The sequence below is a fragment of the Thioclava sp. PTB-PU3-1 genome, assembly GCF_055666785.1.
In genome coordinates this window covers 1-22185 of sequence record NZ_JBVNVL010000004.1, presented here as the reverse complement: position 1 = coordinate 22185, position 22185 = coordinate 1, and the positions used below count along the sequence as shown (strand labels likewise).

The 22185-nt window shown below is 62.0% G+C and carries 21 protein-coding genes, 1 tRNA gene and 1 pseudogene; 15 read left to right on the top strand and 8 right to left on the bottom strand.

The window, feature by feature from the left end; all coding sequences use genetic code 11:
* Nucleotides 1-17: 17 nt before the first annotated feature.
* The 4 genes from ACZ7GB_RS12045 to ACZ7GB_RS12030 all read right to left on the bottom strand — a co-directional run bounded on the left by ACZ7GB_RS12045 (nt 18) and on the right by ACZ7GB_RS12030 (nt 4606).
* On the bottom strand, nt 18-1151 hold the full coding sequence (locus ACZ7GB_RS12045; RefSeq protein WP_472158855.1) for an NUDIX domain-containing protein: 1134 nt from the start codon (nt 1149-1151) through the stop codon (nt 18-20).
* A gap of 87 nt (nt 1152-1238) precedes the next feature.
* Nucleotides 1239-1724 carry a TrgA family protein gene (locus ACZ7GB_RS12040; RefSeq protein ID WP_472158854.1) on the bottom strand — a complete coding sequence of 162 codons (486 nt, stop codon included), beginning with the start codon at nt 1722-1724 and terminating at the stop codon, nt 1239-1241.
* A gap of 170 nt (nt 1725-1894) precedes the next feature.
* The gene (gene guaB, locus ACZ7GB_RS12035) at nt 1895-3343 is read right to left on the bottom strand and encodes an IMP dehydrogenase (RefSeq protein WP_078605199.1); all 1449 of its coding nucleotides are present in this window, start codon (nt 3341-3343) and stop codon (nt 1895-1897) included.
* A gap of 300 nt (nt 3344-3643) precedes the next feature.
* Nucleotides 3644-4606 carry a TDT family transporter gene (locus tag ACZ7GB_RS12030; protein ID WP_472158852.1) on the bottom strand — a complete coding sequence of 321 codons (963 nt, stop codon included), beginning with the start codon at nt 4604-4606 and terminating at the stop codon, nt 3644-3646.
* 107 nt (nt 4607-4713) lie between these two features.
* Here ACZ7GB_RS12030 and speB point away from each other — a divergent pair, with 107 nt between their 5' ends.
* Nucleotides 4714-5703: an agmatinase gene (gene speB, locus ACZ7GB_RS12025; RefSeq protein ID WP_472158850.1), complete on the top strand. Its 990-nt coding sequence runs from the start codon at nt 4714-4716 to the stop codon at nt 5701-5703.
* 39 nt (nt 5704-5742) lie between these two features.
* Here speB and ACZ7GB_RS12020 read toward each other — a convergent pair whose 3' ends face one another.
* Nucleotides 5743-6645, bottom strand: a complete 903-nt coding sequence (locus ACZ7GB_RS12020) for a GNAT family N-acetyltransferase (protein ID WP_472158849.1) — start codon at nt 6643-6645, stop codon at nt 5743-5745.
* A 469-nt stretch (nt 6646-7114) separates the two neighbouring features.
* Here ACZ7GB_RS12020 and ACZ7GB_RS12015 point away from each other — a divergent pair, with 469 nt between their 5' ends.
* From ACZ7GB_RS12015 to ACZ7GB_RS11985, 7 genes are all read left to right on the top strand, one after another.
* Complete coding sequence (locus ACZ7GB_RS12015) at nt 7115-8233, top strand: outer membrane protein transport protein (protein ID WP_078523201.1); 1119 nt, start codon at nt 7115-7117, stop codon at nt 8231-8233.
* Between the two features lie 118 nt (nt 8234-8351).
* A complete protein-coding gene (locus tag ACZ7GB_RS12010; protein ID WP_472158847.1) occupies nt 8352-9257 on the top strand; it encodes a DMT family transporter in 906 nt (301 codons plus the stop codon).
* A 50-nt stretch (nt 9258-9307) separates the two neighbouring features.
* Complete coding sequence (locus ACZ7GB_RS12005) at nt 9308-10162, top strand: ATPase (protein ID WP_472158846.1); 855 nt, start codon at nt 9308-9310, stop codon at nt 10160-10162.
* Nucleotides 10163-10216: 54 nt separating this feature from the next.
* The gene (locus tag ACZ7GB_RS12000; RefSeq protein WP_472158845.1) at nt 10217-11137 is read left to right on the top strand and encodes a homoserine O-succinyltransferase; all 921 of its coding nucleotides are present in this window, start codon (nt 10217-10219) and stop codon (nt 11135-11137) included.
* A complete protein-coding gene (locus tag ACZ7GB_RS11995; RefSeq protein ID WP_472158844.1) occupies nt 11112-12095 on the top strand; it encodes an alpha/beta fold hydrolase in 984 nt (327 codons plus the stop codon). The genes ACZ7GB_RS12000 and ACZ7GB_RS11995 overlap by 26 nt, the downstream gene beginning before the upstream one ends.
* A gap of 134 nt (nt 12096-12229) precedes the next feature.
* Nucleotides 12230-13126 (top strand): polyphosphate kinase 2, encoded by an 897-nt coding sequence (ppk2, locus tag ACZ7GB_RS11990; RefSeq protein ID WP_472158843.1) that lies wholly within the window; start codon nt 12230-12232, stop codon nt 13124-13126.
* Nucleotides 13119-13727, top strand: coding sequence for a TetR/AcrR family transcriptional regulator (locus ACZ7GB_RS11985; protein ID WP_472158841.1), 609 nt, complete (start codon nt 13119-13121; stop codon nt 13725-13727). Before ppk2 ends, ACZ7GB_RS11985 begins: the two co-directional genes overlap by 8 nt.
* 100 nt (nt 13728-13827) lie before the next feature.
* Here ACZ7GB_RS11985 and ACZ7GB_RS11980 read toward each other — a convergent pair whose 3' ends face one another.
* Nucleotides 13828-14421, bottom strand: a complete 594-nt coding sequence (locus tag ACZ7GB_RS11980; RefSeq protein WP_158522152.1) for an outer membrane protein — start codon at nt 14419-14421, stop codon at nt 13828-13830.
* A 251-nt stretch (nt 14422-14672) separates the two neighbouring features.
* On the opposite strand from ACZ7GB_RS11980, the gene ACZ7GB_RS11975 reads away from it, so the two are divergent.
* Nucleotides 14673-15419: an SDR family oxidoreductase gene (locus ACZ7GB_RS11975; RefSeq protein WP_472158839.1), complete on the top strand. Its 747-nt coding sequence runs from the start codon at nt 14673-14675 to the stop codon at nt 15417-15419.
* A 109-nt stretch (nt 15420-15528) separates the two neighbouring features.
* Nucleotides 15529-15618: transfer RNA gene (locus tag ACZ7GB_RS11970), tRNA-Ser, on the top strand.
* A 746-nt stretch (nt 15619-16364) separates the two neighbouring features.
* On the opposite strand, the pseudogene ACZ7GB_RS11965 reads toward ACZ7GB_RS11970, so the two are convergent.
* Nucleotides 16365-16760, bottom strand: a pseudogene (locus ACZ7GB_RS11965) (ParB/RepB/Spo0J family partition protein); the annotation flags it as partial.
* Between the two features lie 256 nt (nt 16761-17016).
* On the opposite strand from ACZ7GB_RS11965, the gene ACZ7GB_RS11960 reads away from it, so the two are divergent.
* Complete coding sequence (locus ACZ7GB_RS11960; protein ID WP_472158838.1) at nt 17017-17328, top strand: trypco2 family protein; 312 nt, start codon at nt 17017-17019, stop codon at nt 17326-17328.
* Nucleotides 17329-17331: 3 nt separating this feature from the next.
* Entirely contained in the window at nt 17332-17547 is a 216-nt protein-coding gene (locus ACZ7GB_RS11955; RefSeq protein ID WP_472158836.1) for a DUF5678 domain-containing protein, read from the top strand.
* 810 nt (nt 17548-18357) lie between these two features.
* Here ACZ7GB_RS11955 and ACZ7GB_RS11950 read toward each other — a convergent pair.
* On the bottom strand, nt 18358-19482 hold the full coding sequence (locus tag ACZ7GB_RS11950; protein ID WP_472158835.1) for a hypothetical protein: 1125 nt from the start codon (nt 19480-19482) through the stop codon (nt 18358-18360).
* A gap of 258 nt (nt 19483-19740) precedes the next feature.
* Between ACZ7GB_RS11950 and tnpA the strand changes: the two genes are divergently transcribed.
* The 3 genes from tnpA (at nt 19741) to tnpC (ending at nt 22165) form a co-directional block, all read left to right on the top strand.
* Nucleotides 19741-20178, top strand: coding sequence for an IS66-like element accessory protein TnpA (tnpA, locus tag ACZ7GB_RS11945; RefSeq protein ID WP_472158834.1), 438 nt, complete (start codon nt 19741-19743; stop codon nt 20176-20178).
* The gene (gene tnpB / locus ACZ7GB_RS11940; RefSeq protein WP_472158832.1) at nt 20175-20528 is read left to right on the top strand and encodes an IS66 family insertion sequence element accessory protein TnpB; all 354 of its coding nucleotides are present in this window, start codon (nt 20175-20177) and stop codon (nt 20526-20528) included. Before tnpA ends, tnpB begins: the two co-directional genes overlap by 4 nt.
* A 71-nt stretch (nt 20529-20599) precedes the next feature.
* Complete coding sequence (gene tnpC / locus ACZ7GB_RS11935; RefSeq protein ID WP_472158831.1) at nt 20600-22165, top strand: IS66 family transposase; 1566 nt, start codon at nt 20600-20602, stop codon at nt 22163-22165.
* Nucleotides 22166-22185 lie beyond the last annotated feature (20 nt).

Sequence of the window (22185 nt, the reverse complement as noted above, 5' to 3'; positions counted from 1 at the left end):
CCACCTCAACCCCGCGATTACGCGACGCCAGCCATCCGCTGCAGTGCAGCGCGCTGCCCGGCGAGCCAGAGCGCGAGCACGACCAGCGGCGCATTGCCCGCCTCGCCGGTCGCAACCAGCGTCATCAAGCGCTCGAACGGCACCAGATGCGCGCGGATATCTTCGTGCTCATCGGCCTTGCCGCCAAGCTGTGCGGCCTCATCGGGCAGATCGGTGATCCCGATATAGGAATAGACGAATTCGCTTTTCGCGCCGGGCGACGGGTAATAGCGCGGGGCCTCGATCAGGCGCGCAATCGTGATCCCGGCCTCCTCGCCCGCCTCACGCAGCGCCGCCTCTTCCGGTGTCTCTCCGGGATCGACCCGGCCCGCGATCGCCTCGATCATCCACGGGTTCGGCTCGCCGCGCGCCAGTGGCCCGGTGCGGATTTGTTCGATCAGCATCACCCGGTCGCGCACCGGATCGTAGGGTAGAACGACGCTCGCATCGCCCGAGACGAAGGCCGCCCGGTCGAGCTTGGCGCTCATCCCGCCCGCGAACAGCCGATGTTCGAGCTTGTAATCCTCGACGGCGAAAAACTTCGCGTAAGCAGTCTGTTGCGCGTCGATCTTGATGTCACCTTCATGCAGATCCCGGCGCAAATGCTGCGCCATCGGGGTTGCGCGGGCGCGCAAGGTAGACGCCGCGCGCACGAGGATCGCGTGATAGCGCGCATTTGCAGCGTCGGGCCCCACGGCCTGCGCCTCGGCGATGAAGAGCCGCGCGGCCTCGGTCTTCAGCGCGGCCCATTTCGGCGCCCAGTCTCCGAGGGCCCACGCGTCGCCCACATCCCAGCGCCCCGCTTTCGGCAGCCAAAGCTTCGCCTCGCGCGGCCCCGATCCGGTCTCGAGATCGCGGATCTCGGCATCGTAGCCATCCTCGTACCACGCGATACGCTCCGCCTCGGTCTCGGTCAGATCCGCCACGACGCCGCGCGTCACGGCCCCCTGTGTCGCGATCAGGATCGGAAAGCCCAAGCCCTGCCCCTCGCGACAGGCCTCATGCGGGGCGAAGCCCTCCAACCGCGCCGGAACGAGCTGCGGCACACGTCCGATGACCGCCTCCAGCAGAGGCGGATGACACAGCGTGCCGTAAAAGAAATGTGGTTGCATGACCGTCCCCGCAGCTTGGCACATCATGCGCCACAACCTGCAAGGCAGGCGCGCGATGTCAAGCGGAGGGTGTGGTGGGTTTCGTGCTCAGCGCCCGTAGCGGCGATGCGCGAGTTCCGACAGGAGCCCTGCGCCCATCGCGCCCAAGCCCAGCGTGATGACCGGCATTAACCCAAGCGAGGCCAACCCGATCGCGGTGCCCTGCCCGATGACGTCGGTCACGGCGGAGAGCACATCGTCATAGCGCATGCGCAGCGCCAGTTTCAGCATCTGCATCACACCGAGGAAGGCGAAGGTCCACAGCAGAACGTAAAGCCCGCCGCGAAGACCGTCATTGATCGCATCGACCCAGCGGCGCCCGGCGGAAACCCCGACCACGCGCCAGCCGAACAGCAGCCCGAACGAGCCCATGATCAGCCATAATTCCTTCGCCCCGTCGGTCCCGGCGGGAATCGCGGGCATGATCTGCTGCGCGGCGAAGAACCCGGTCGCCCCAAGCGCCAGCGCCGCGAAAAGTTTCGCGATCGTAGGGATTTGCGCCTGAGAGTTGCGCACGGCAATTCGGTGCATCATGTCGGGCCTCCATCTCGAAACCAAGGAACGGTTTGAGGGTGATCCCCTCTGGTTAACGGGCGATTACGGCGAAACTATGAAAAGTTTACGCAGCGTAATATGCCGTAAAAAAGGCCCGGACCATCGCTGGCCGGGCCTTTCGTGTCTATCGCAATGCGGCGCAGCGCGCCTTAGCCGATCCGGTAGTTCGGGCTCTCGCGGGTGATAGCGACGTCGTGGACGTGGCTTTCCTTGAGGCCCGCGCCGGTGATGCGGACGAAATTGCAGTTCGTGCGCATCTCGGCGACCGTAGCGGAGCCGGTATAGCCCATCGCCGCGCGCAGACCGCCCACGAGCTGGTGGATCACCGCGCCTGCGGGACCTTTGTAGGGCACCTGCCCCTCGATGCCTTCCGGCACGAGCTTGTCGTTCGCCGCATCCTTCTGGAAGTAGCGATCCGCCGAGCCGCGCGCCATTGCGCCGAGCGAGCCCATGCCGCGATAGGATTTGAACGAGCGGCCCTGATAGAGGATCACCTCGCCGGGGCTTTCATCGGTGCCCGCGATCATCGAGCCGACCATGGCGCAGCTTGCGCCTGCCGCGATGGCTTTCGCGAAATCGCCTGAGAACTTGATGCCGCCATCGGCGATGATCGGCACGTCGCCCGCCGCACTTACGCAATCCATGATCGCGGTCAGCTGCGGCACGCCCACGCCCGCGACCATACGCGTCGTGCAGATCGAGCCCGGGCCGATGCCGCATTTCACCGCATCCGCGCCCACGTCGATCAGCGCCTTCGTGGCGTCGGCGGTGGCCACGTTGCCCGCGATCACCTGCACGTCGCTCGACAGTTGCTTGATGCGTTTCACCGCGTCGATCACGCCCTGGCTGTGGCCGTGTGCCGTGTCGACCACCACGATATCACAGCCCGCGTCGATCAGCGCCTCGGAGCGCTCAAATCCCGCATCGCCCACGGAAGTCGCAGCGGCCACGCGCAGGCGGCCCAGATCGTCCTTGCAGGCGGTGGGGTTGAGGACGGCCTGCTCGGTGTCGCGCAGCGTCAGGAGGCCCGTCAGCTTGCCTTCGTCATCGGTCACCAGCAGCTTCTCGATCCGGCGCTCGCGCATCATCGCGATGGCTTGGGCGCGGTCGGCAGGCTCTTGCAGGATCGCGAGACGGTCGGTGGTCATCATCACCGAGACCGGGGTTTCGTCCTTCTGGGCAAACCGCATATCGCGGTTCGTCACGATGCCAACGACGCGGCGGTTTTCATCGACGACCGGGAAGCCGGAGAAGCCGTAGCGTTCGGTCAGCGCCTTCGCATCGGCGAGCGTCTGATCGGCGCGCAGCGTGATCGGGTTGTAGACGATGCCGCTCTCGAAACGCTTCACGCGGCGGACCTCATCGGCCTGCTGCTCGACGGTGAGATTCTTGTGGATCACGCCCACGCCGCCCGCCTGCGCCATCGCGATCGCCATGCGCGCCTCGGTGACGGTGTCCATTGCGGAGGACAGAAGCGGGATGTTGAGCCGGATTTTCTTCGTCACCTGGGTCGAGACATCTGCGGTCGCAGGAAGCACCGAAGAGGCTGCGGGAAGAAGAAGAACGTCGTCGAAGGTGAGCGCCTCGCGAATCTGCATGGGGGGTCTCCAGTGTCCAGATGCGTTTGGCAGTTTGCTGTTTCACGCAATGGACGCGAAGGCAACCCCTCGCGGACGCGGTGCGCAGGGGGTGTGCGCGAACGAGGGGTATGGCGCCATCGTGTCAGCCTCCTACGGTGGCGCGGGGCGACCAGCCCCGGGCCGCGCCCGACCCTCCCCACGGGAGGGCGCATTGGCGCTATCATCGCGGGAACGACCGACTTACGGGCTTGCGGGATAAACCGCCCAGCACGTGCGGAGCAAAGCGCCCACTCGAGGCTCGGGCGCCGCCCTCCGCGCTCAGGCAATCGCGGCGTTGGTCTTCATCGCAAGCTGCCCCTTCGCCCAAAGCTGCAACACTTTCAGCGCAATCGGCATCACGATCAGCGTCGCCGCCGTCAGCATCAGTGCGCCGGGTAGCGCCCAGACCCCGCCAAGCGCGAGCCAGCACCCCGCCGTCGCAGCCGCCGGAAATGTGAACGCCCCCCAGAGCGGCGAGAAGCCTCCTGCGAGCAGCCAGCGTATCGACACGACCAGCGCCAGAAGAAAGGCCGCCACGAGGATCGCCATCGCCTGCGCGATCCCCATCGCGCCGAACGCGCTCGCCACGGTGCCGATCAGCGCCGCAGGCGCGAGGTGAATGGCCAGCAGCGGGCGCAGCGGTGCCGGCACGCGCTCGCGGGAGAATTGCTGCAGCGAGATCATCCAGATCACGACCGCCGACAGCATCGCGACCCAGAACATCACCAGCGCCACCGTATCGAGCCCGAGGATCACGCCCGCCACCGCGCCGACGATCCAGCCCGAGAAGGTCAGCTGCCATGTTGGATTGACGCGGCGCTGCTCGGCCGGGCCGGTGGCGAGCGTGTAGATCACCGCCGCGATCAGCCCCAGATGCAAGATGACGCCCAGCCAGAAGATGACGGTGGCGAGCCCGCCATAGGGCGCGAGCGAGGCCGCGATCAGGTAGATCGTCAGCGTTCCCGCGGCGAGCCCCGCACGCCCCGGAAGTACGCGCAGATCCTCGAACACTACGCCCGGACGCCGCACCACCTTCGCGCCATAGGCCAGCAGCGTGAACAGCGCGAGCAGCGTCACCGCGCCCAGAAACAGCTCCGCCAGATCGGGCGGCAGCGCGAATTGCCCGACGCCGCGCCGCCACGCGATCCCGAGGCCCATCAGCCCCAGCACGGGCGGGAACATCGCGGGAGGCGTGCGGCGAAACAGGCCCTTGGGCGTCATCTTGGGCGGGGCGAAGGACATGTGCTTACCTCGGGCAATCGGCAAATCATTTCGGTCGCGCAGAAGCTTGCAATATTTCGCGCGCGGCGGAAAGCTGTCCGAGGTGCGACAGGGTGTCTGGAGGCAAGATGGCGGGACATGGGTATGAATCGGGGCGGCTGAACCTGCCCTTCGTGGGGATTTCCACTTTCGGCAAGCGGCAATATGTCTCCGACTGGGACGCGATCGAGGCGGATGTGGCGGTGATGGGCGCGCCGTTCGATTTCGGCACGCAATTCCGCCCCGGCGCGCGGTTCGGGCCGCGGGCGGTGCGCGAGGCCTCGACCCTATTCTCCTTCGGCCATGCCGGGGCTTACGATCACGAGGATGACGCGACCTATCTCGGGCCGGAGGTCACGATCGTCGATATCGGCGATGCGGATATCGTCCATACCGACACGGTGAAGAGCCATGCCAATATCGAGACCGGCGTGCGGGCGATGCTGAAGGCGGGCGCGCTGCCGGTGGTGATCGGCGGCGACCACTCGATCAATATCCCCTGCATCCGCGCCTTCGAGGGCGATTGCGCCGAGAAGGGCCCGATCCATATCCTGCAGATCGACGCTCATCTCGATTTCGTGGACGAGCGTCACGGCGTGACCGAGGGCCACGGCAACCCGATGCGCCGCGCCGCCGAGAAGGGGTACGTCTCGGGGATCACCGCACTCGGCATTCGCAACGTCTCCTCGACCTCGAAGGAGGGCTATGACGCCGCCCGCGCGATGGGCGACGATTTCCTGAGTGTGCGGCAGGTGCGCAAGCTGGGGGCCGAGGGCGTGCTGGCCCGCATCCCCGACGGCGCGCGGATCTATGTCACGATCGATATCGACGGGTTCGACCCCTCGATCGCGCCCGGCACCGGCACGCCGAGCCATGGCGGGTTTCTCTATTACGAGGTGCTGGAGGTCCTGCAGGGCGTGGCGAAGCGGCACGAGGTCGTGGGCATCGATCTGGTCGAGGTCGCCCCCGATTACGACCCCACCGGCTCCACCCCGATCCTTGCCGCGCAAGTGCTGCTGAATTTCCTCGGCTTCATCTTTCATGCACGACAGTCCGGCGGTGCGCCCGCAGCAGGTTGAGGGAGCCTCCGGCGGGGATATTTTCCTCAAGGGGAAGGGTTACCCCGGCAGCACCCACAGGGTCGGCCCGAGGCTATGCGGCTGCGCGCCGGTACCCAGTTTGAAGCGCATCCGCCCTGCCCCGTCCTCGCTATCCACCGCGCCGAGATCGAGCTGCCGGATCCCACGCGCCTTCAGCCGCAGCGCCGCGTGCCAGAGCATCAGGTTGTGCGCGCCCGACGCGCGCCCCTCCGGCCCGGTCCAGCCGATATGATAGCTCGCCCCGTCGCCATGGAGCAGAAAGATACCGCCCGCGAGGCGCTGTCCCTTGGTATCCTCGATGTGCAGCGCGAGAAGATCCGCCGGGTTGTGATCCGCCCAAGCGCGCGTGAAGCCGGGCGGCAGGGCACGGTAGCCACGCGCCCGTTGCTGGGCCGCATCGGCGGCGAGAAGCCAGTCGATCTTGGGCGCTAACTTCACCCGCAGCCCCGCGCGCTCCGCCGCCACCAAGCGATTGCGCCATTTACCGGCCAGCCCGGCGCGTAGCGCCTCCGGATTGGGCTGCAAGGACCAAAGCGCATGGTGGCGGGGCGTGATCAGCGGGACCAGCCCGCCCCCCGCCAGCGGCGCGTCCGGCGTTGCGAGAATGATCCCCCATCGGCGCGCGATCCGGCGGAGCACGGCGACCCGGAGAGAGTGATCCAGACCGGGACCGAAGACCGGTCCGCGCGACAAGAGCCACAGCCCGCCGCGCCCGATCATCTGGGCCAATGCGATCCGCCTGCCCTCATGCATGATCTCGAGCCGCAGAACGCGCCGCCCCCTCGCGGCGACGAGCGTCCCATAGAGCGCCGCCTGCTGAAAGGCCGGCGCCTGCCCCGGTGCGAGCGCGCGCAACGCCCGATCCCAGCCCGCATCGGGGCCTGACAGTTGCGTGAGACGGACAGGTTTCATCGCCGCCATTAAGGCTTGCTTTACCTAAGCTGGGGTTAATGACGGCGTGAAACATGACAACCCTGAGGCGAAATGGCCCGCGCTCCTGAAAATCCATCGCGCGCAAAGCGCAGACAGCCCCCGCCTGCCGGGACATCGTTGCAGGCGCGCAAGACCGACGGGCCGCCACACCTGCCAGCTCCGCGCGCCACGCTTTGGAGTGCGCTTCTGGTCGCGCTTTTCGGCGCGGCTCTCTGGCTCGGCCTTCTTGCGATTCTCAAGTTTTCCAACGGCTTCTAAACGCTTCAGTTCAGAACTTGACGCAAACGTCACCTTCGAGTGGCCGCAAAGACACATTTTTCCGTGCATGCCGGCAACAGAACGTGACGTCATCGTGAAGCGCAGATTGATTTACACCTTCCGGCTGATAGCGTCACCGAAAGGAATTCCTTCGAGACGTTAGGATCTCCTTCGGGACACGTTAGGGAAGAGGAACATTATGAAACGTGTGATGACTTCGATGGCCGCACTTGCGATTGGCGCAGGCGCGGCCCATGCGGGCGGGGTGGAGCGCTCGACGCAATCGGTCGGCATCCTGTTCGAACAGGGCAATTACGGCGAAGTGAGCTTCGGCGCGTTCAATCCGGACGTGTCGGGTTCGGTGAGCTACGGACCCTTTGGCAACCCCTCTTCGGGCGACATGGCGCCCGGCTATGGCACGGTGAGCCTTGGTTACAAGCAGCATCTGAGCGATCAATGGGACCTCGCGGTTATCTTCGATCAGCCGATCGGTGCAAAAGTGAACTATCCCGCTCAGCCCGCTCCGCCGGCAGGCTATCCGCTCGGTGGTTCTCAGGCATCGATCAAGTCCGCGGCTATTACGGCACTGCTGCGCTACAAGATGCCGAACAACGTATCGTTCTACGGCGGTGTTCGTAGCGAGAGCGCGTCGGGCAAGGTTTCGCTTCCGTTCCTGAACTACAAGATGAAGACTTCGGACGAGACCGATTTCGGTTATGTCGTCGGGGTGGCTTGGGAAAAGCCGGAAATCGCGGCCCGCGTGGCTCTGACCTACAACTCCAAGATCACGCATGATTTCAGCGCAACCGAAGAAACCGTCGCCGGTACCTTCAATTCGAACTTCGAAACCACCGTACCGGAATCGGTCAACCTCGAATTCCAGACTGGGATCATGAAGGATACTCTGCTGATGGGCTCGGTTCGCTGGGTGCACTGGACCCAGTTCGATATCTCGCCCAACGCATACACGCAGAGCCCTCTGAATGGCGGCGTCTATGGTCAAGGTGCGCTCGTCGAATACACGGACAACACGATCACCTATAACCTCGGCGTTGGCCGTCGCTTCAACGACCAGTGGTCGGGTGCGATCATGTTCGGCTACGAGAAGCACACCGGCAAACCGACCGGGAACCTCGGCCCGACCGATGGCTTCAAGTCGGTCTCGCTGGCTGCAAGCTACCAGGCGACCCAGAACATCAAGGTGACCGGCGGCGTTCGCTACGTCGATATCGGCGACGCGACCACCAATGGCATCAACGGCGACTTCACCGGCAATGACGGTTGGGGCGCGGGCCTGCGCGTCGGGATCAACTTCTGATCGCAAGTCACTGAAAAATTAGGAATAGCCCCGCCTCGTGCGGGGCTATTTCTTTGTTCCTCGGCAATGCCGCAAGTTCCGGGTGGTGCGCATCGCCGTCGCCCGCTAGATCGAAGCGATGAAACACGCACCCGCCCCTTTATCCCTCACCCCGCTTGCCTGGGCGCTGCTCGCAGCGTTGGCGCTGATCTGGGGGTCGTCCTTCCTGTCGAACCGCGCGGCGCTGGCAGGTGCGGGCGTCTTTACCGTGGTCTTCCTGCGGGTCGCCTCGGGGGCGGTTCTGATCTGGGCCTATGTCGCGCTGCGCCGCCTGACGGTGCCGCGGCACCCGATCTATCTCGGGCATTTCCTGATCATGGGGCTGCTGAACAACGCCATTCCCTTCTCGCTCATCGTCTGGGGTCAGAAGCATATCGATAGCGGGCTGGCCTCGATCCTGAACGCATCGACCGCGATTTTCGGGGCGCTCGTCGCGGCTGTTGTCTTCACCGACGAGCGGCTGAGCGCGCGTAAGGCCACCGGCATCGCGGTGGGCTTCGCGGGAGTCGTGGTGGCGATCGGACCGGATGCGCTGAAAGGGTTCGATCTGACCTCGGCGGGCCAGCTTGCCGTGCTGGGCGCGGCGCTGAGCTACGGCTTCGCCGGAGCCTATGCGCGCTTTGCGATCAAGGGGTTACGACCCGAAGTTGCCGCGGCCGGCATGCTGACTGGCGGCGCGATCTGGACCCTGCCGATCCTGCTGTTCACCGAAGGCGTGCCGAGCTTCGACTACGCGCCTTCGGTCTGGATCGCGATGCTCTGGCTCGGCTTTGGCTGTTCGGCGCTGGCCTACCTGCTCTATTACCGCATTCTCGCGATTGCAGGCGCTGCCAACCTCGCCCTCGTCACGCTCCTGATCCCGCCCGTCGCGATCCTCGCGGGCTGGGCGGTCTATGGCGAACGTCTGGGCTGGGCGGAGGCCTTGGGCTTCGCGATCCTCGCGCTTGGCCTGATGATCCTCAACCGCCGCCCCAAAACCCCGTGACGCGCGCGCCTTGCCGGGCTACACCGGGGCGAAAGACCAATGGGGACGACATGATCTATTCCAATCGCGCCGAGTGGCTGGCCGCCAAATCGAGGAAGGTTGCGCTGTTCGGCATGTCCGGCCTCGGCAAGACCTGGGCTGCGAACCTGCTGCGCGACGAGGGCTGGTTCCACTACTCCGTCGATTACCGGATCGGCACGCGCTACATGGGCGAATATATCGCTGACAACTTCAAGCGCGAGGCGATGAAGAACCCGTTTCTGGCGGAGCTTCTGCTGTCGGACTCGGTCTATATCGCGTCGAACATCACGTTTGAGAACCTCGCGCCGCTTTCGACCTATCTCGGCAAGCCGGGCGATCCGGCGAAGGGCGGGCTGCCCTTCGAGGAATATCTGGAACGGCAGAGCCAGCACCGCACGGCGGAGATGGCGGCGCTTCTGGATACGGCGCATTTCATCGACCGCGCGAAGCAAATCTACGGGATCGAGAATTTCCTGTGCGATTCCGGCGGCTCGATCTGCGAGGTGGTGGACCCCGACGATCCCGCGGACCCGATCCTCACCTCGCTGTCGCAGAACCTGCTGATGGTCTGGATCGAAGGGTCGGAGGCGCATACCGAGGAGCTGATCAACCGCTTCTCGCGTGCGCCGAAGCCGATGTATTATCAGCCCGAATTTCTGGCCGCGAAATGGGCCGAATATCGCGATCTGAAAGGCGTGGCGGAGACGGAGGTCGACCCAGACGATTTCGTGCGCTGGACCTATGCGCAGGCGCTGGCGCACCGTCAGCCGCGCTACGCGGCGATGGCGAAATACTGGGGCGTGACGATCCGTGCCGAAGATCTCTACCTTGTCCGCGATGCAAAAGATTTTACATCGCTGATCGCTGATGCTTTGCCCGCGTGAACCAAGACACTTCACGCATCACTTTAACTTCACCCTGCAAGAGACTGAGAAACAATGCCGATCAAGTTGCCTGAAAACCTCCCCGCCTTCGACATCCTGTCGCGGGAAGGCGTGATGGTGATGTCGCCCGAACGGGCATCCCGGCAGGAAATCCGCCCCATCCGGATCGGTCTTCTCAATCTCATGCCGAAGAAAATCCAGACCGAGAACCAGTTCGCCCGGCTGATCGGTGCGACGCCGCTGCAGATCGACTTCCAGCTGATCCGCATGAGCGAGCACCAGACCAAGAACACCGCCGCCGCGCATATGGAAGAGTTCTACCGTCCGTTCGAGGAGGTCGAAGCCACTGGCGAGAAGTTCGACGGGCTGATCATCACCGGCGCCCCGATCGAACATTTGCCCTTCGGAGAGGTGACTTACTGGGAAGAGCTCAAGAGGATCTTCGACTGGACCCAGACCCATGTCTTCTCGACTTTCGGCGTGTGCTGGGGCGGCATGGCGATGGCCTATTACTTCCACGGCGTGAACAAGCATATGCTCGATCACAAGGCCTTCGGCTGCTTCCGGCACCGCAATTGCGCGCCTGCCTCGCCCTATCTGCGGGGCTTCTCGGACGATCTGCTGATCCCGGTCAGCCGCTGGACCGAGATGCGGCGCGACGAGCTGGAAGCGGCGGGGCTGGTCACGCTGATTCATTCCGACGAAACCGGGCCCTGTCTGGTCGAAGATCGCGCCCATCGTGCGCTCTATATCTTCAACCATCTCGAATATGACAGCGGCACGCTGAAGGAAGAATACGATCGTGACGTCGCGTCGGGGAAACCAATCAACGTCCCCGCGAATTACTATCCTGAGAACGACCCGAGCCGGGTGCCAACCAACAGGTGGAAAAGTCACGCCCACCTGCTTTACGGCAACTGGATAAACGAGATTTATCAGGAAACGCCGTATGATCTGGCCGAGATTGGTAACTAGCCTTGTCGTGCTGCTGCTCATCCTGAGCGGCGCGACTTGGGGGTTGGAGAGCTGGCGGGCCCGAATGGCGGAGCAGCGCTACCCGCCCAACGGCACATTTGTCGATGTCGGCGATCAGCGCGTTCATATGGTGATCAAAGGCGATCACGGCCCGGCGGTGGTATTGATCCACGGCGCGTCGGGCTCGGCCCGCGATCTGACCTTCGATCTCGCCCCGGAACTGGCGAAACGCTATCGCGTCTTCGTTCCCGACCGTCCGGGCTTCGGCTATTCCGACCCGTTGCCCGCGGATCAGGACACGATCGAGAACCAGGCCAAGCTGCTGCAGAAAGCGACCAAGATGGCGGGCGCGGACGATCCCATCGTTCTCGGCCATTCCTATGGTGGCGCGGTGGCGATTGCCTGGGCGGTGTATCAGCCCGACACGCTCTCGGGTCTGGTGCCGGTCTCCGCGCCTTCGCATAGCTGGGATACCGGACTGCCGCTGCTCTATGAGATCACCTCGCCGCCGCTGGGTCAGGCGGTTGTGGTGCCGCTGATCTCGGCCTGGACACCGCCTGCGATCATCCGCTCGGAAGTCGAGAGCGTTTTCACGCCGCAGGAGATGCCCATCGGCTATCTGCACTGGTTCGGCCCCGGCATGACGCTGCGGGTGCAGACGATGCGGGTGAATGCCCGTCAGCGCGCCAGCCTGAAGTCGGAAATTCAGGCGATGATCCCGCATTACCCCGATCTCGATCTGCCGGTGGTCTCGGTTCATGGCACGGCCGACACCATCGTGGGCGAGCAGATCCATGCGGTGCCGTTCACGAAGGAGGTGCCGGGAGCGGAGCTGATCTCGCTCGACGGGATCGGCCATATGGTTCCGCATGTCGCGTTGCAGCAGACGGTCGCCGCGGTGGATCGTGTGGCCGAGCGCGCGGGCTATTCGATCCCGATGCGCCCGGCGGCGGAATGAGGGCCGCCTGAGCGCCCGGCCCCCGGCTTTGCACGCACGTCACAGACATATGGCGCCGCTTTCTCCGGATGCGGCGCCGCTTGCACCGCCTCGGCCCGCGCAGCATACTGCCGTGAAACGACAAAAGGCAGATCATGGCCAAGGACAAGAGCGAACCGCCGTTCGACATCCCCTTCGTGGGCGACATCACCCGCTACCTTGAAGACGAAGCGCCCGATGCCGTGCGCGAGGCGATCGAGGAGGCGGGCAAGGATGACATGCTCTCGCCCTCCTATCCCTATGACGAAGAGATGAAGCGCAAGAAATACGACCGCCAGATGGAGGCGCTTCAGGTCGAACTGGTCAAGATGTTCTGGGACGCCAAGGAAACCGGCAAACGCATCGCGGTGATCTTCGAGGGGCGCGACGCGGCGGGCAAAGGCGGCACGATCGGGCGGATGCGGCAGAACCTGAACCCGCGTTCGGCCTATGTCGTGGCGCTGCCCAAACCCACCGAGACCGAAGCCACGCAATGGTATTTCCAGCGCTATATCGACTGGCTGCCCGCGGCGGGCCAGATCGCGATGTTCGACCGAAGCTGGTACAACCGGGGCGTGGTCGAGCATGTCTTCGATTTCTGCACGCCCCAGCAGCGCGAGCATTTCTTCTACCAGCTCCCCGATTTCGAGAAAATGCTGGTCGATGACGGGGTCATCCTCGTGAAGCTCTGGCTGAACGTGGATCGTGCAGAGCAGCTGCGCCGCTTCCTCAAGCGCGAGAAGGATCCGCTCAAGCAGTGGAAACTGAGCTGGATCGACGTCGAGGGGCTCAAGCGCTGGGATGCCTATTCCGAGGCGATCCAAGAGACGCTCGAGCGCTCCGACACCGACCATGCACCCTGGACCGTGATCCGTTCGGACGACAAGAAACGCGCCCGGATCGCCGCGATCCAGACGGTGCTGAACGCGGTCGATTACGCGCATAAGGACCCTGAGGCGATTGGCGAGATCGACGAAAAAATCTGCGGCGGCATCGACGTTCTGAATGTCTAAGCAAGGCTATCATCACGGCAATCTGCGTCAGGCGCTCGTAGCCTCCGCGCTAGAGCTGATCGAGGAGAAGGGCCCGACCGGGTTCACGCTCTCGGAGGCGGCCAAACGCGCGGGCGTGACTCCGGCTGCGGTCTATCGCCATTTCGAGGGGCGCGAGGACCTGATCGCGGAATGCGCGCGTCAGGGCTATATGATTTTCGGCGATCTTCTGGATCATGCGTGGAACGGTGGGAAGCCTTCGGCGCTGGCGGCGTTTTCTGCCGTGGGCCGCGCCTATCTGGCTTTCGCCCGGAAATATCCGGGTCACTACATGGCGATGTTCGAAAGCGGCATCTCGCCCAACCGCTCGCCCGATCTGGCGGCGGTGGCGAGTAAATCGAGCACCGCGATGGAACGCGCAACGCGGGCCCTGATGGAACATGTGCCGCCGGCTAAACGCCCACCCGTCGCGATGGTCGCAGCCCATGTCTGGGCGATGAGCCACGGCGTGGTGGAGCTTTACGCGCGCGAGGGAAATCGCTCGCCCTATGCGCCCGAAGATTTGCTGGAAAGCGGCATCGGCGTCTATCTGCGGGGCCTCGGCCTGATCGCCCCGGATTGAGCCACCCTGCCCCGATCTTGCCGCGCCGCGGCATCACCCGCGCATAGAAAACGGGCGGAGGTTTCCCCCCGCCCGCGTAGATCAGACGATCCGCCTGAGATCAGAACTTGTAGGACGCGGTGAGGTTCAGCGTCGTGGTGTTCAGATCGTTGGTGGTGCCGTCGAAGTTGTTGCCGTCACGATAGTCGAGCTCGGTCCCGACGGTCCACTTCGGGTTGATGGCATATTTCATGCCGATACCAACCAGCGGAACGGTGTCGGAATAGCCGTTGCCCGCACCGTCTTCGGCGTCGACATAGGACGCACCGAGCGTGCCGTAGAACAGCATGTTGTTGTAGGGCGCACCGGCGATCATCTTGAGGTCGGTCATCGATTTGACCTTCGCACCGGAGTTGCTGTCGTCGATGTTCGCAGCGTTATAGGCCAGTTCGCCACCGAGGACATAGTTGCCGAAGTCATAGAGGTAGCCAGCGTGGGCACCGCCGACGACGCCGTCGCCGTCGATCGACTCGTTGGCTTTGCCGTAGCCGAGTTGAACACCGGCGTAGAAGCCGTCCCAGCTGAACTGTGCGGGCGCCACTGCGACCGGAGCCGGGGTGACCTCGGGGGCCGGTGCCGGGGTGGTGTAACCGCCCGCCATTGCGGCGGAGCCAGCGAGTGCCAGAATGCTCGACGTAACGATGATACGTTTCATGTTTCTCTCTCTCCTGTCTTGGGGGTTCATCCCCCGTTGAGACGTTTTGGATCAGATCCGTTGCCCGGACCTATGCCCCCTGAATGCGAAATCAATCCGGTTGGTTCCAAGCATGAGCGGCGCTTTGCCGAACGTGTCACAAGACGTGATCGAAGTGACGAATGCTGCAGGCGCAAAATGCATTGGCAAGACTGGACAAAGCGGGGGTTCCTTTGGTTAATGAACACACGTTCATTTCCAGGGAGGATCACATGGAGTTGAGTGAAATTCGTGCCGTCATCACCGGCGGAGCCTCGGGTCTCGGGGCTGCGACCGCCCGGCACTTCGCTGAGTCGGGGGCGCAGGTGACGCTCTTCGACCGCGACCGCGCCGGCGGCGAGGCCTTTGCCGCCGAGATCGGCGCGACCTTCGCCGAGGTCGACGTGACCTCCGAGGACAGCGTCGCCGCCGGGATCGCCGCCGCTGTGAGGGCGATGGGTGGCATCGACGTCGCCGTCAATTGCGCGGGCATCGCCACCGGAGAGCGCGTCGTGGGCCGCGAGGGTCCGCACCGGCTCGAGAGCTTCGCGCGCACGATCGACATCAACCTCGTGGGCAGCTTCAACGTCGCCCGCCTCGCCGCAGCCGAGATGGCCCGCAACCCCGGCCCCGAGCGCGGCGTGATCGTCAACACAGCCTCCATCGCCGCCTTCGACGGGCAAAAGGGTCAGGCAGCATATGCGGCCTCAAAGGGCGGTATCGTCGCGATGACCCTACCGCTGGCCCGTGATCTCGCCAGCCAGGGCGTGCGCTGCTGTGCCATCGCGCCGGGCATTTTCGCCACCCCGATGATGAAGGGCCTACCGCAGGAGGTGCAAGACAGCCTCGCCGAGGAAGTGACCTTCCCGAAACGGCTCGGCGATCCGTCGGAATACGCGAAACTCGCCGGTTTCATCGTCCAGAGCGGCTATCTGAACGGCGAAGTCATCCGCCTCGACGGGGCGCTGCGGATGCGTTGACCTCACGTTTATGACGGCTTTGCGAAGTATCTGAAAATTTCGTCGAAAAACGGGTTGCAAGGGCGCGCGAGGGCGGCTAAATCCCGCCCTACAAGACGACCCCTGATGCGGAGAGGTGGCAGAGTGGTCGAATGCGGCGGTCTCGAAAACCGTTGTCGGTGAGAGCCGACCCAGGGTTCGAATCCCTGTCTCTCCGCCATCCATTTTCACGACATCAATAAAATAAGGCCATAACGGCCTTTCCGTGTTGCGAAATGTGCAGCAATTTGTGCAGCAAAGTTGGACTAATTCAGAGATTCTAGTTGGCCATGAATTGAGCGATCGCTGCAAGCTAAGAGTTGGCTCTGAGCAACGGCGCGCCTTGTCGCAATCATGGCAGGAAGATAGATATATGCTGGGTCGCCCTTGGCGCAGCGAGTCATGTCATGCTTTGATCGCCCGCGTTCGCCCTGAAAGCGCAAGCCCCCCACCGGCCCAAATGGATAGCAACGCAAATTCCGCGGCAAACATCACGACATGCTGTCCTTCAACGAGGAGCTGATAGCTTCCGTTCTTATGAACCGCCTTTGGATCATATTCCGCGACACACCAACTCCCAAGAACTTCAAAGCCCCGGGCGACGATGTCGCCGCCGACCAGATCGAATGCCTATCCACTTCTCAACCACCCGCCGTAGTCGACGACGTTCAATGGTCAAATTAGAATCTACGCGATGCAGGACAAATAAACCTAGTGGCTGCGCAAGCTTCTCCTGCCTCTCAAGACAACAGGTTTCGGCCCAGTGCCGACCTTCGCAGGGGTGGTCATCGCTGCGGCGCAGCTTACGCAAACCGGCCATTGGTGGAGTCACCTAGCATAGGTCGACAGTGCAAGGTCCGCAGTGTGTGACGCTGCCGTTCGATCAAAGGTGGCTCTTGGAAAACCGATAATTCAGTTGTCGGCGACGCGCATCGCCTGAAAGGCGCGGAACTGGTCGAGCGGGTGCAGCGGCGCGCGCTGGACTTTCTCGACGAGGCTGTCCGCTTGGGCGAGCCCGTCGGTGCGCACGATGCAAGGCACCAGCGCGGTCTTGTTCATGCGCTTCTGCTTGACGAGCAGTTCGAGCGCCCGGGACCACCGTCCATCGGCGGGAATCGTATACATTACGGTCTCGGCGCCGCTGTCGTCCGGCACGGGCCGCACGGTGATGGAGCTGAGCAGCGTCCGCCGGGCGATGTCCTCGGACAGTTCCTCGATCGACACGCCCGCCTTCACGTGGCGCACGTTCGACTGGCTGAGCATCAGCTTGTTGAAGGGGATGTCGCGCGAGGCGCTGAGGGTGATTTTCTGTTGCTTGGTCATCGGGATATCTCCCGACGGGCTATCTCCGGACGGGCCAGCCGGAAGCCTCTCCCCCCAACCTCCAAACCCGTCACGGAAAACCCGGCACCCCTCTCACTCTCTTGGGAGATAGACACGCCCCCAATCGCCAAGAAAACCGTTTGATTGGCTACTACTGGCTTTGCGACAAGGTCTGCCTTCGCTTATGCTTTGCCTGCTGCGGGACGGAGCCGTCCTGCGGAGTCGGCGAAGGCTGTAAGCTATTTTGGGGAGTGCCATGACGACAAATGCAATTGGAATATCTGATTTAATCAAGAGTTTGTCTGATGGAATCAGGGATGCAAGCGCTGAAACACAAAGCCATCAGCCCGTGATTCAGCTTGAAGATTGTGAGATTGAACTTGCTGTAACGGCTTCGGTGTCCGGTGGTGGGGCGCTTAAATTCTCAATTATTTCAGTTGGCGCAGATGCCTCATCGTCAACCGTGAGTAAAATTAAACTCCGGTTCAAATCTCTGCCGGGGAAAGCTAGCCAGTTTGCGCAAACTGATAGCAACGGCGATGCGCCGCCAATTCCAGATCGAGTGTGAGCCATGGCAGAAAGTGAAGACGCACATTGGCTGCGTAATCGAGTAATGGAGAACCAAGATTTCATCTTACAGTATGATGGGCAATGGATTGCGATATTCCGATCTGAAGTGGTTGCGGCCGGTCGAGATGTGGCGGAGATGATTGAGCGGTTCTCTGGTCAAATCAAGGAAGGACAATCCCCACTCTTCTTCTTCTGCTACAGCGGGGCGTTTCAATAATGTCGCGTACTGTCACTTTTAGCGGTGACTACCCATGGCATTCCCAGCCGGGAAATATGCCTGCAAATCGGCCATACTGCGAGGTCATTCTCTATGGTCCTTACGGCCCCGCTAGTTACCGGCAGTTCTGCATTGTGGACAGTGGTGCAGACTATTTACAGGTTCCTGAGCACGCGCTCAACGCGATCGGAATTTCTTGGGATCCTGCTTGGGGAACGGTGAACGTTATGGATGCTTCCTTCTGCAACTTTGCATTCAAGCGTTATAAGGACGTCGAAATCGAAATCGAAGGCAAACGGTTTATCCTGCCTTGGTTGATCTCGAACCACAATGTTCCTCCGTTGCTGGGTAGGTCTGCATTCCTAGCCGCTATGGATGTCGGTTTTGACAGGTGTGGCTGGCTATTTCGAACCTAGTGGAGTTTGCCAATCCATTCGAAAAAGATCATTGAGGCAAGAGCCGACTTTTCTACATCTAATTTGACCGCTTCGCGGCAAATGACGGCTTTCAGGCCAAGTTGAACCTTAGTTAGCTCGCAGCGAGTATCCTCTCTTTAGTGGTTTCTCAATGCTCGATGAGCTTCGTGACAAGCATCTAGGATACGCGAATTCAGAGCCTCATCATCACTGTATTCAGTTCCGTCTGGATAGGTCTGAACAGAGACTGTCTCCTTTTGAGCTTTTGCATGACGGTTGAAACCACAAACATCCTGAATAAAGGACTTTAGAAGACGCTCATCTTGGTTCAATTCCGTAAACAGGGCATGGGTCAAACGGTTCTCAGGCAGTCCATATTGATCAAAAGCATTCCTCATTCGTCGCTGCTCTTATCAGGCGACTTCTGATCTGACTGTCTTAGGAGCCAAGGAACGCGATCTGGATAAATCAGAGACGCAAGAAGCGCCAAAGCAATGGCCTTCTGGTCCAGCCCTGCAGCGGCGCTTTCAACGGCAGGAGCCAAATGCAGAGCAAGGAAGTCTTCGAATTCTTTTGCGGTGAAGAGATCAAAGCCAATGTGAAAGTGAATATTTGCACCGTCGTAGATCATCTGATCTGAGAAATGGTCATATTTCGCAGGAACAAAGGTGCTAACGATCGTATGATCAAGTTCTTCAAAGTCATACCTAATTACTTCCATCATGCCGCGCGCCGAATAGTGGTAAAGCAGCACGAATAGCAGCTCAGTAGGCTTCGCGGTGAACTGTGAGCCATCAATTTTGTCGTCTCCACAGCGCCAGCGCAGAAAGGAAAAGACTTTGTCGGGCGGCAGGTATGTTTTTGCGATGCGTCGTTTGACTGTGAAGTAGTTGAAGTAAAGCGTAGATAGATATTCCTCACTCCAGTCGCTCAGCCCATAACGTTGAGCCAATTCAGAAATTACGAACAAAAATGCTGCTTGCTCCTCGGACATAAGCGAGAAGGAGTCAGCGTATTGCTCTTTCAGCCTATCCAACACACTGGAGGCAGCCGCCTGCCTACTCGTCGCCTCTGCCTCCATGTCTCCCGCAAGGAAGACAGAAGTTAGCGACCACGCCGCAACTTGGGAAATACGAATAGGAAGGGAAAAGAACTCCGCATACGCCCCGCCCTTTGCAATGAGTCCAAAACCCTCGTCTAACGCAGCGGAGATTTCTTCCAGAGCATTGAAAAGGCTACGATCAACCTGGGCTAGAAGATAAGTGATCACATCGCTGCGTATTGCTTGATCATCAATAGCTTGAGCTGCAAAAAGGAAAGCACACAAGGACTGCGTGGATGCAAAACTGTCGTCTGAAGTTGCTGCTCTCGCTGAGAAGCTTTCAGATAATCCAACCAACATCCCTGCCTGATCCGCGCTGTCTTCAAGTTCAGAGATGACTGTTTCAAGCCGCACTTGCAGTCCGCGAACATCAACTTCATTTGTTACGTCCATATAAAGCCGCCAGAGGCTTTCCATGGACTCTGCATTTAGGCTGGGAAGGCCTGCTGCGCCAAACTCAGGCAGGCTGACAAACGACCCATCACTTACCGCGACAGCCTTGGGGTTTTTTGTGAACTTGGAAGCGCCAGAAAGGTTGAAAGACCATATGCTTGGTGACTGCTCGCCAAACTCAGAGTCGATGGCAGCGTAAGCGCTTTGCCGCCCCCCTCCTGCCGCTCTGGGATCATCTGTGGGAGTCCTGTGCCGAGATGAGGCATAGGAGAGGACGGCAAAATGGACGGCTCTTTAGGCAGCTCAGCGGATGGCTACGCGGGCAGGATCGAGATTTACGAGGGCCGGTCGGGCCGGCGAATGCGGAGCGAGGCGGAACGGGCTCGGATCGCGGCGGAAAGCATGGCGCCCGGAGCGAAGGTGGCGGATGTCGCACGGCGACATGACGTGACCCGCTGGCAGGTCTACGATTGGCGCAAGAAGTTGATGGCCGGGGCGCTGGCTCTGCCCGCTGGGGCAACTGACGAACCGATGTTCGCGGCGCTTGTCGTGGAGCCGAAGCCGGCTCGGCCTGCATCCATCCCGAAAGGGTGCGGCAGTGCGATCAAACCCGGCAGGATCGAGATGGTGGTCGACGGTGTGACCCTGCATGTGCCGCCGGATATCGACGACGCGCAATTAACCCGGATAATCCGCGCGATCCGGGCGGCATCGCAATGATCTCGCCGGCTGGTGGGCTGCGCGTCTATGTGGCCACGCGTCCGACCGATTTCCGAAAGGGCATGGATGGTCTGGCGCTGTTGGTTCAGGAGGCGATGGATCTCGATCCGTTCAGCGGCGCGGCCTTTGTATTCCGCGCCAAGCGCGCGGACCGCATCAAGGTGCTGGTCTGGGACCAGACCGGCATCGTGCTGATCCACAAGCGCCTGGAAGGTGCGAAATTCGTCTGGCCCAAGGCGCAGGAGGGTGTGATCAAGATATCGCCAGCACAGTTCTCGGCATTGTTCGAAGGGCTCGACTGGCGGCTTGTTCGCCCCGAGCGTGTGCGGCGACCAGACTTGGCGGGGTAGGAGCTGCGGCAGAATGACTCGGGGATGATTTGTCGGTGGCAGGGCGCCGCCCCGTGTGCTTGATCGCAGTCATGACCGACACCGCTCTGGCCGAAGAAAACGCACTTCTGAAAGCCCGCCTCGCCGAGACCGAGGCGGCGCTTGTCGATGCGGTCGAGTCGCAGCGACGACTGGAAAGCATCGTCAGCGAACTGCGGCGGGAGAAGTTCGGGCGGAGATCCGAGAAGCTCGATCCGGAGCAGTTCAATTTGCCGCTCGAAGATGTTGAACTGGCGCAGGGTGTGCTGGAGGCGGCGCAGGAGAAGGCGCGACGCGCCCTGAAGGGACAAGGCGCTGCCGAGAGCGGCAGGCCGAACCGAAACCGGGGTCACCTTCCAAAACATCTGCCCCGGATCGAACGGATCATCGAACCCGAAAGCACCCTCTGCCCCTGCGGTTGCGGCGAGATGGCCAGGATCGGCGAGGACGTTTCCGAGCGGCTCGACGTGGTTCCGGCCCAGCTCCGCGTGCTTGTCACCCGCCGGCCCAAATATGCCTGCCGGCGCTGCTCCGGCACGGTAGCGCAGGCCCACGCCCCGGAACATGTCGTGCCCGGCGGGTTGCCCACAGAGGCCCTGATCGCGCAGGTCATGGTGGCCAAGTTCGGCGATCATCTTCCCTTCTACAGGCAGGCCGAAATCTATACCCGGCAGGGGATCACCCTGGACCGGGCCACGCTCGGCAACTGGGTGGGACGCGCCTGTTTCCACCTGCGTCCGATCGCCGATCACCTGAAGGAGCGGCTGAAAGGTGCGGACCGGATCTTCATGGACGAAACAAGAGCACCGGTGCTCGACCCCGGGCGACGGAAGACGAAGACCGGTTACTTCTGGGCCATCGTTGCCGATGATCGGGGGCACGGTGGCGCAGACCCTCCCGTGGTGATGTTCCACTACGCGCCCGGCCGCGGTGCCGTGCATGCACTTCGATTCCTTGAGGGCTATCGCGGGCGGTTCGTGCAATGCGACGGCTATGAAGCCTATGACAAGCTCACCAAGGTCGACCGGCCTGAAGGCCCATGGACGCTCGTCCATTGCTGGACGCATGCGCGTCGGCGGTTCGTGAAGCGTCTGGAAAAAGATGGGTCGCCGATTGCCGAGGAAGCTCTGCGCCAGATCGCCGAGCTCTATGCCGTCGAAAAATCCGTGCGCGGCTTTGCTCCAGACGCCCGACTTGCTGCCCGGCGCGACCTCTCGGCACCGGTCATCGCCGCTTTCCGTCCCTGGCTCGAGGCACAGCTCTCGCGCATCCCGCGTTCATCCAAGTTGGCCGAGGACATCCGTTACACTCTGGCGCGCTGGCCCAGCCTCACGCGTTTCCTTGAAGACGGCCGTCTGGAGCTGGATACCAACCCGGTCGAGAACCAGATCAGGAAGATCGCTCTGACACGGAAAAACGCGCTCTTCGCGGGGCACGAGGTCGGAGCAGAGAACTGGGCATTGCTCGCGAGCCTGATCGCAAACTGCAAGATGTGCGACGTCGATCCGGTCAGCTACCTCTCCGACACCTTGCGCGCCTTGCTCGATGGGCATCCCAAAAGCCGCATCGACGCACTCATGCCCTGGAACTACCAGATCCCGTCAAGCATCGCCGCGTAGGGGATCGGCAAAACGCTTAC

What these genes read in the sequence shown, in the direction of transcription:
- ACZ7GB_RS12045 (WP_472158855.1), bottom strand. Translation starts at nt 1,151, where the DNA reads ATGCAACCACATTTCTTTTACGGCACGCTGTGTCATCCGCCTCTGCTG.
- ACZ7GB_RS12040 (WP_472158854.1), bottom strand. Translation starts at nt 1,724, where the DNA reads ATGATGCACCGAATTGCCGTGCGCAACTCTCAGGCGCAAATCCCTACG.
- guaB (WP_078605199.1), bottom strand. Translation starts at nt 3,343, where the DNA reads ATGCAGATTCGCGAGGCGCTCACCTTCGACGACGTTCTTCTTCTTCCC.
- ACZ7GB_RS12030 (WP_472158852.1), bottom strand. Translation starts at nt 4,606, where the DNA reads ATGTCCTTCGCCCCGCCCAAGATGACGCCCAAGGGCCTGTTTCGCCGC.
- speB (WP_472158850.1), top strand. Translation starts at nt 4,714, where the DNA reads ATGGCGGGACATGGGTATGAATCGGGGCGGCTGAACCTGCCCTTCGTG.
- ACZ7GB_RS12020 (WP_472158849.1), bottom strand. Translation starts at nt 6,645, where the DNA reads ATGGCGGCGATGAAACCTGTCCGTCTCACGCAACTGTCAGGCCCCGAT.
- ACZ7GB_RS12015 (WP_078523201.1), top strand. Translation starts at nt 7,115, where the DNA reads ATGAAACGTGTGATGACTTCGATGGCCGCACTTGCGATTGGCGCAGGC.
- ACZ7GB_RS12010 (WP_472158847.1), top strand. Translation starts at nt 8,352, where the DNA reads ATGAAACACGCACCCGCCCCTTTATCCCTCACCCCGCTTGCCTGGGCG.
- ACZ7GB_RS12005 (WP_472158846.1), top strand. Translation starts at nt 9,308, where the DNA reads ATGATCTATTCCAATCGCGCCGAGTGGCTGGCCGCCAAATCGAGGAAG.
- ACZ7GB_RS12000 (WP_472158845.1), top strand. Translation starts at nt 10,217, where the DNA reads ATGCCGATCAAGTTGCCTGAAAACCTCCCCGCCTTCGACATCCTGTCG.
- ACZ7GB_RS11995 (WP_472158844.1), top strand. Translation starts at nt 11,112, where the DNA reads ATGATCTGGCCGAGATTGGTAACTAGCCTTGTCGTGCTGCTGCTCATC.
- ppk2 (WP_472158843.1), top strand. Translation starts at nt 12,230, where the DNA reads ATGGCCAAGGACAAGAGCGAACCGCCGTTCGACATCCCCTTCGTGGGC.
- ACZ7GB_RS11985 (WP_472158841.1), top strand. Translation starts at nt 13,119, where the DNA reads ATGTCTAAGCAAGGCTATCATCACGGCAATCTGCGTCAGGCGCTCGTA.
- ACZ7GB_RS11980 (WP_158522152.1), bottom strand. Translation starts at nt 14,421, where the DNA reads ATGAAACGTATCATCGTTACGTCGAGCATTCTGGCACTCGCTGGCTCC.
- ACZ7GB_RS11975 (WP_472158839.1), top strand. Translation starts at nt 14,673, where the DNA reads ATGGAGTTGAGTGAAATTCGTGCCGTCATCACCGGCGGAGCCTCGGGT.
- ACZ7GB_RS11960 (WP_472158838.1), top strand. Translation starts at nt 17,017, where the DNA reads ATGACGACAAATGCAATTGGAATATCTGATTTAATCAAGAGTTTGTCT.
- ACZ7GB_RS11955 (WP_472158836.1), top strand. Translation starts at nt 17,332, where the DNA reads ATGGCAGAAAGTGAAGACGCACATTGGCTGCGTAATCGAGTAATGGAG.
- ACZ7GB_RS11950 (WP_472158835.1), bottom strand. Translation starts at nt 19,482, where the DNA reads ATGGAAAGCCTCTGGCGGCTTTATATGGACGTAACAAATGAAGTTGAT.
- tnpA (WP_472158834.1), top strand. Translation starts at nt 19,741, where the DNA reads ATGGACGGCTCTTTAGGCAGCTCAGCGGATGGCTACGCGGGCAGGATC.
- tnpB (WP_472158832.1), top strand. Translation starts at nt 20,175, where the DNA reads ATGATCTCGCCGGCTGGTGGGCTGCGCGTCTATGTGGCCACGCGTCCG.
- tnpC (WP_472158831.1), top strand. Translation starts at nt 20,600, where the DNA reads ATGACCGACACCGCTCTGGCCGAAGAAAACGCACTTCTGAAAGCCCGC.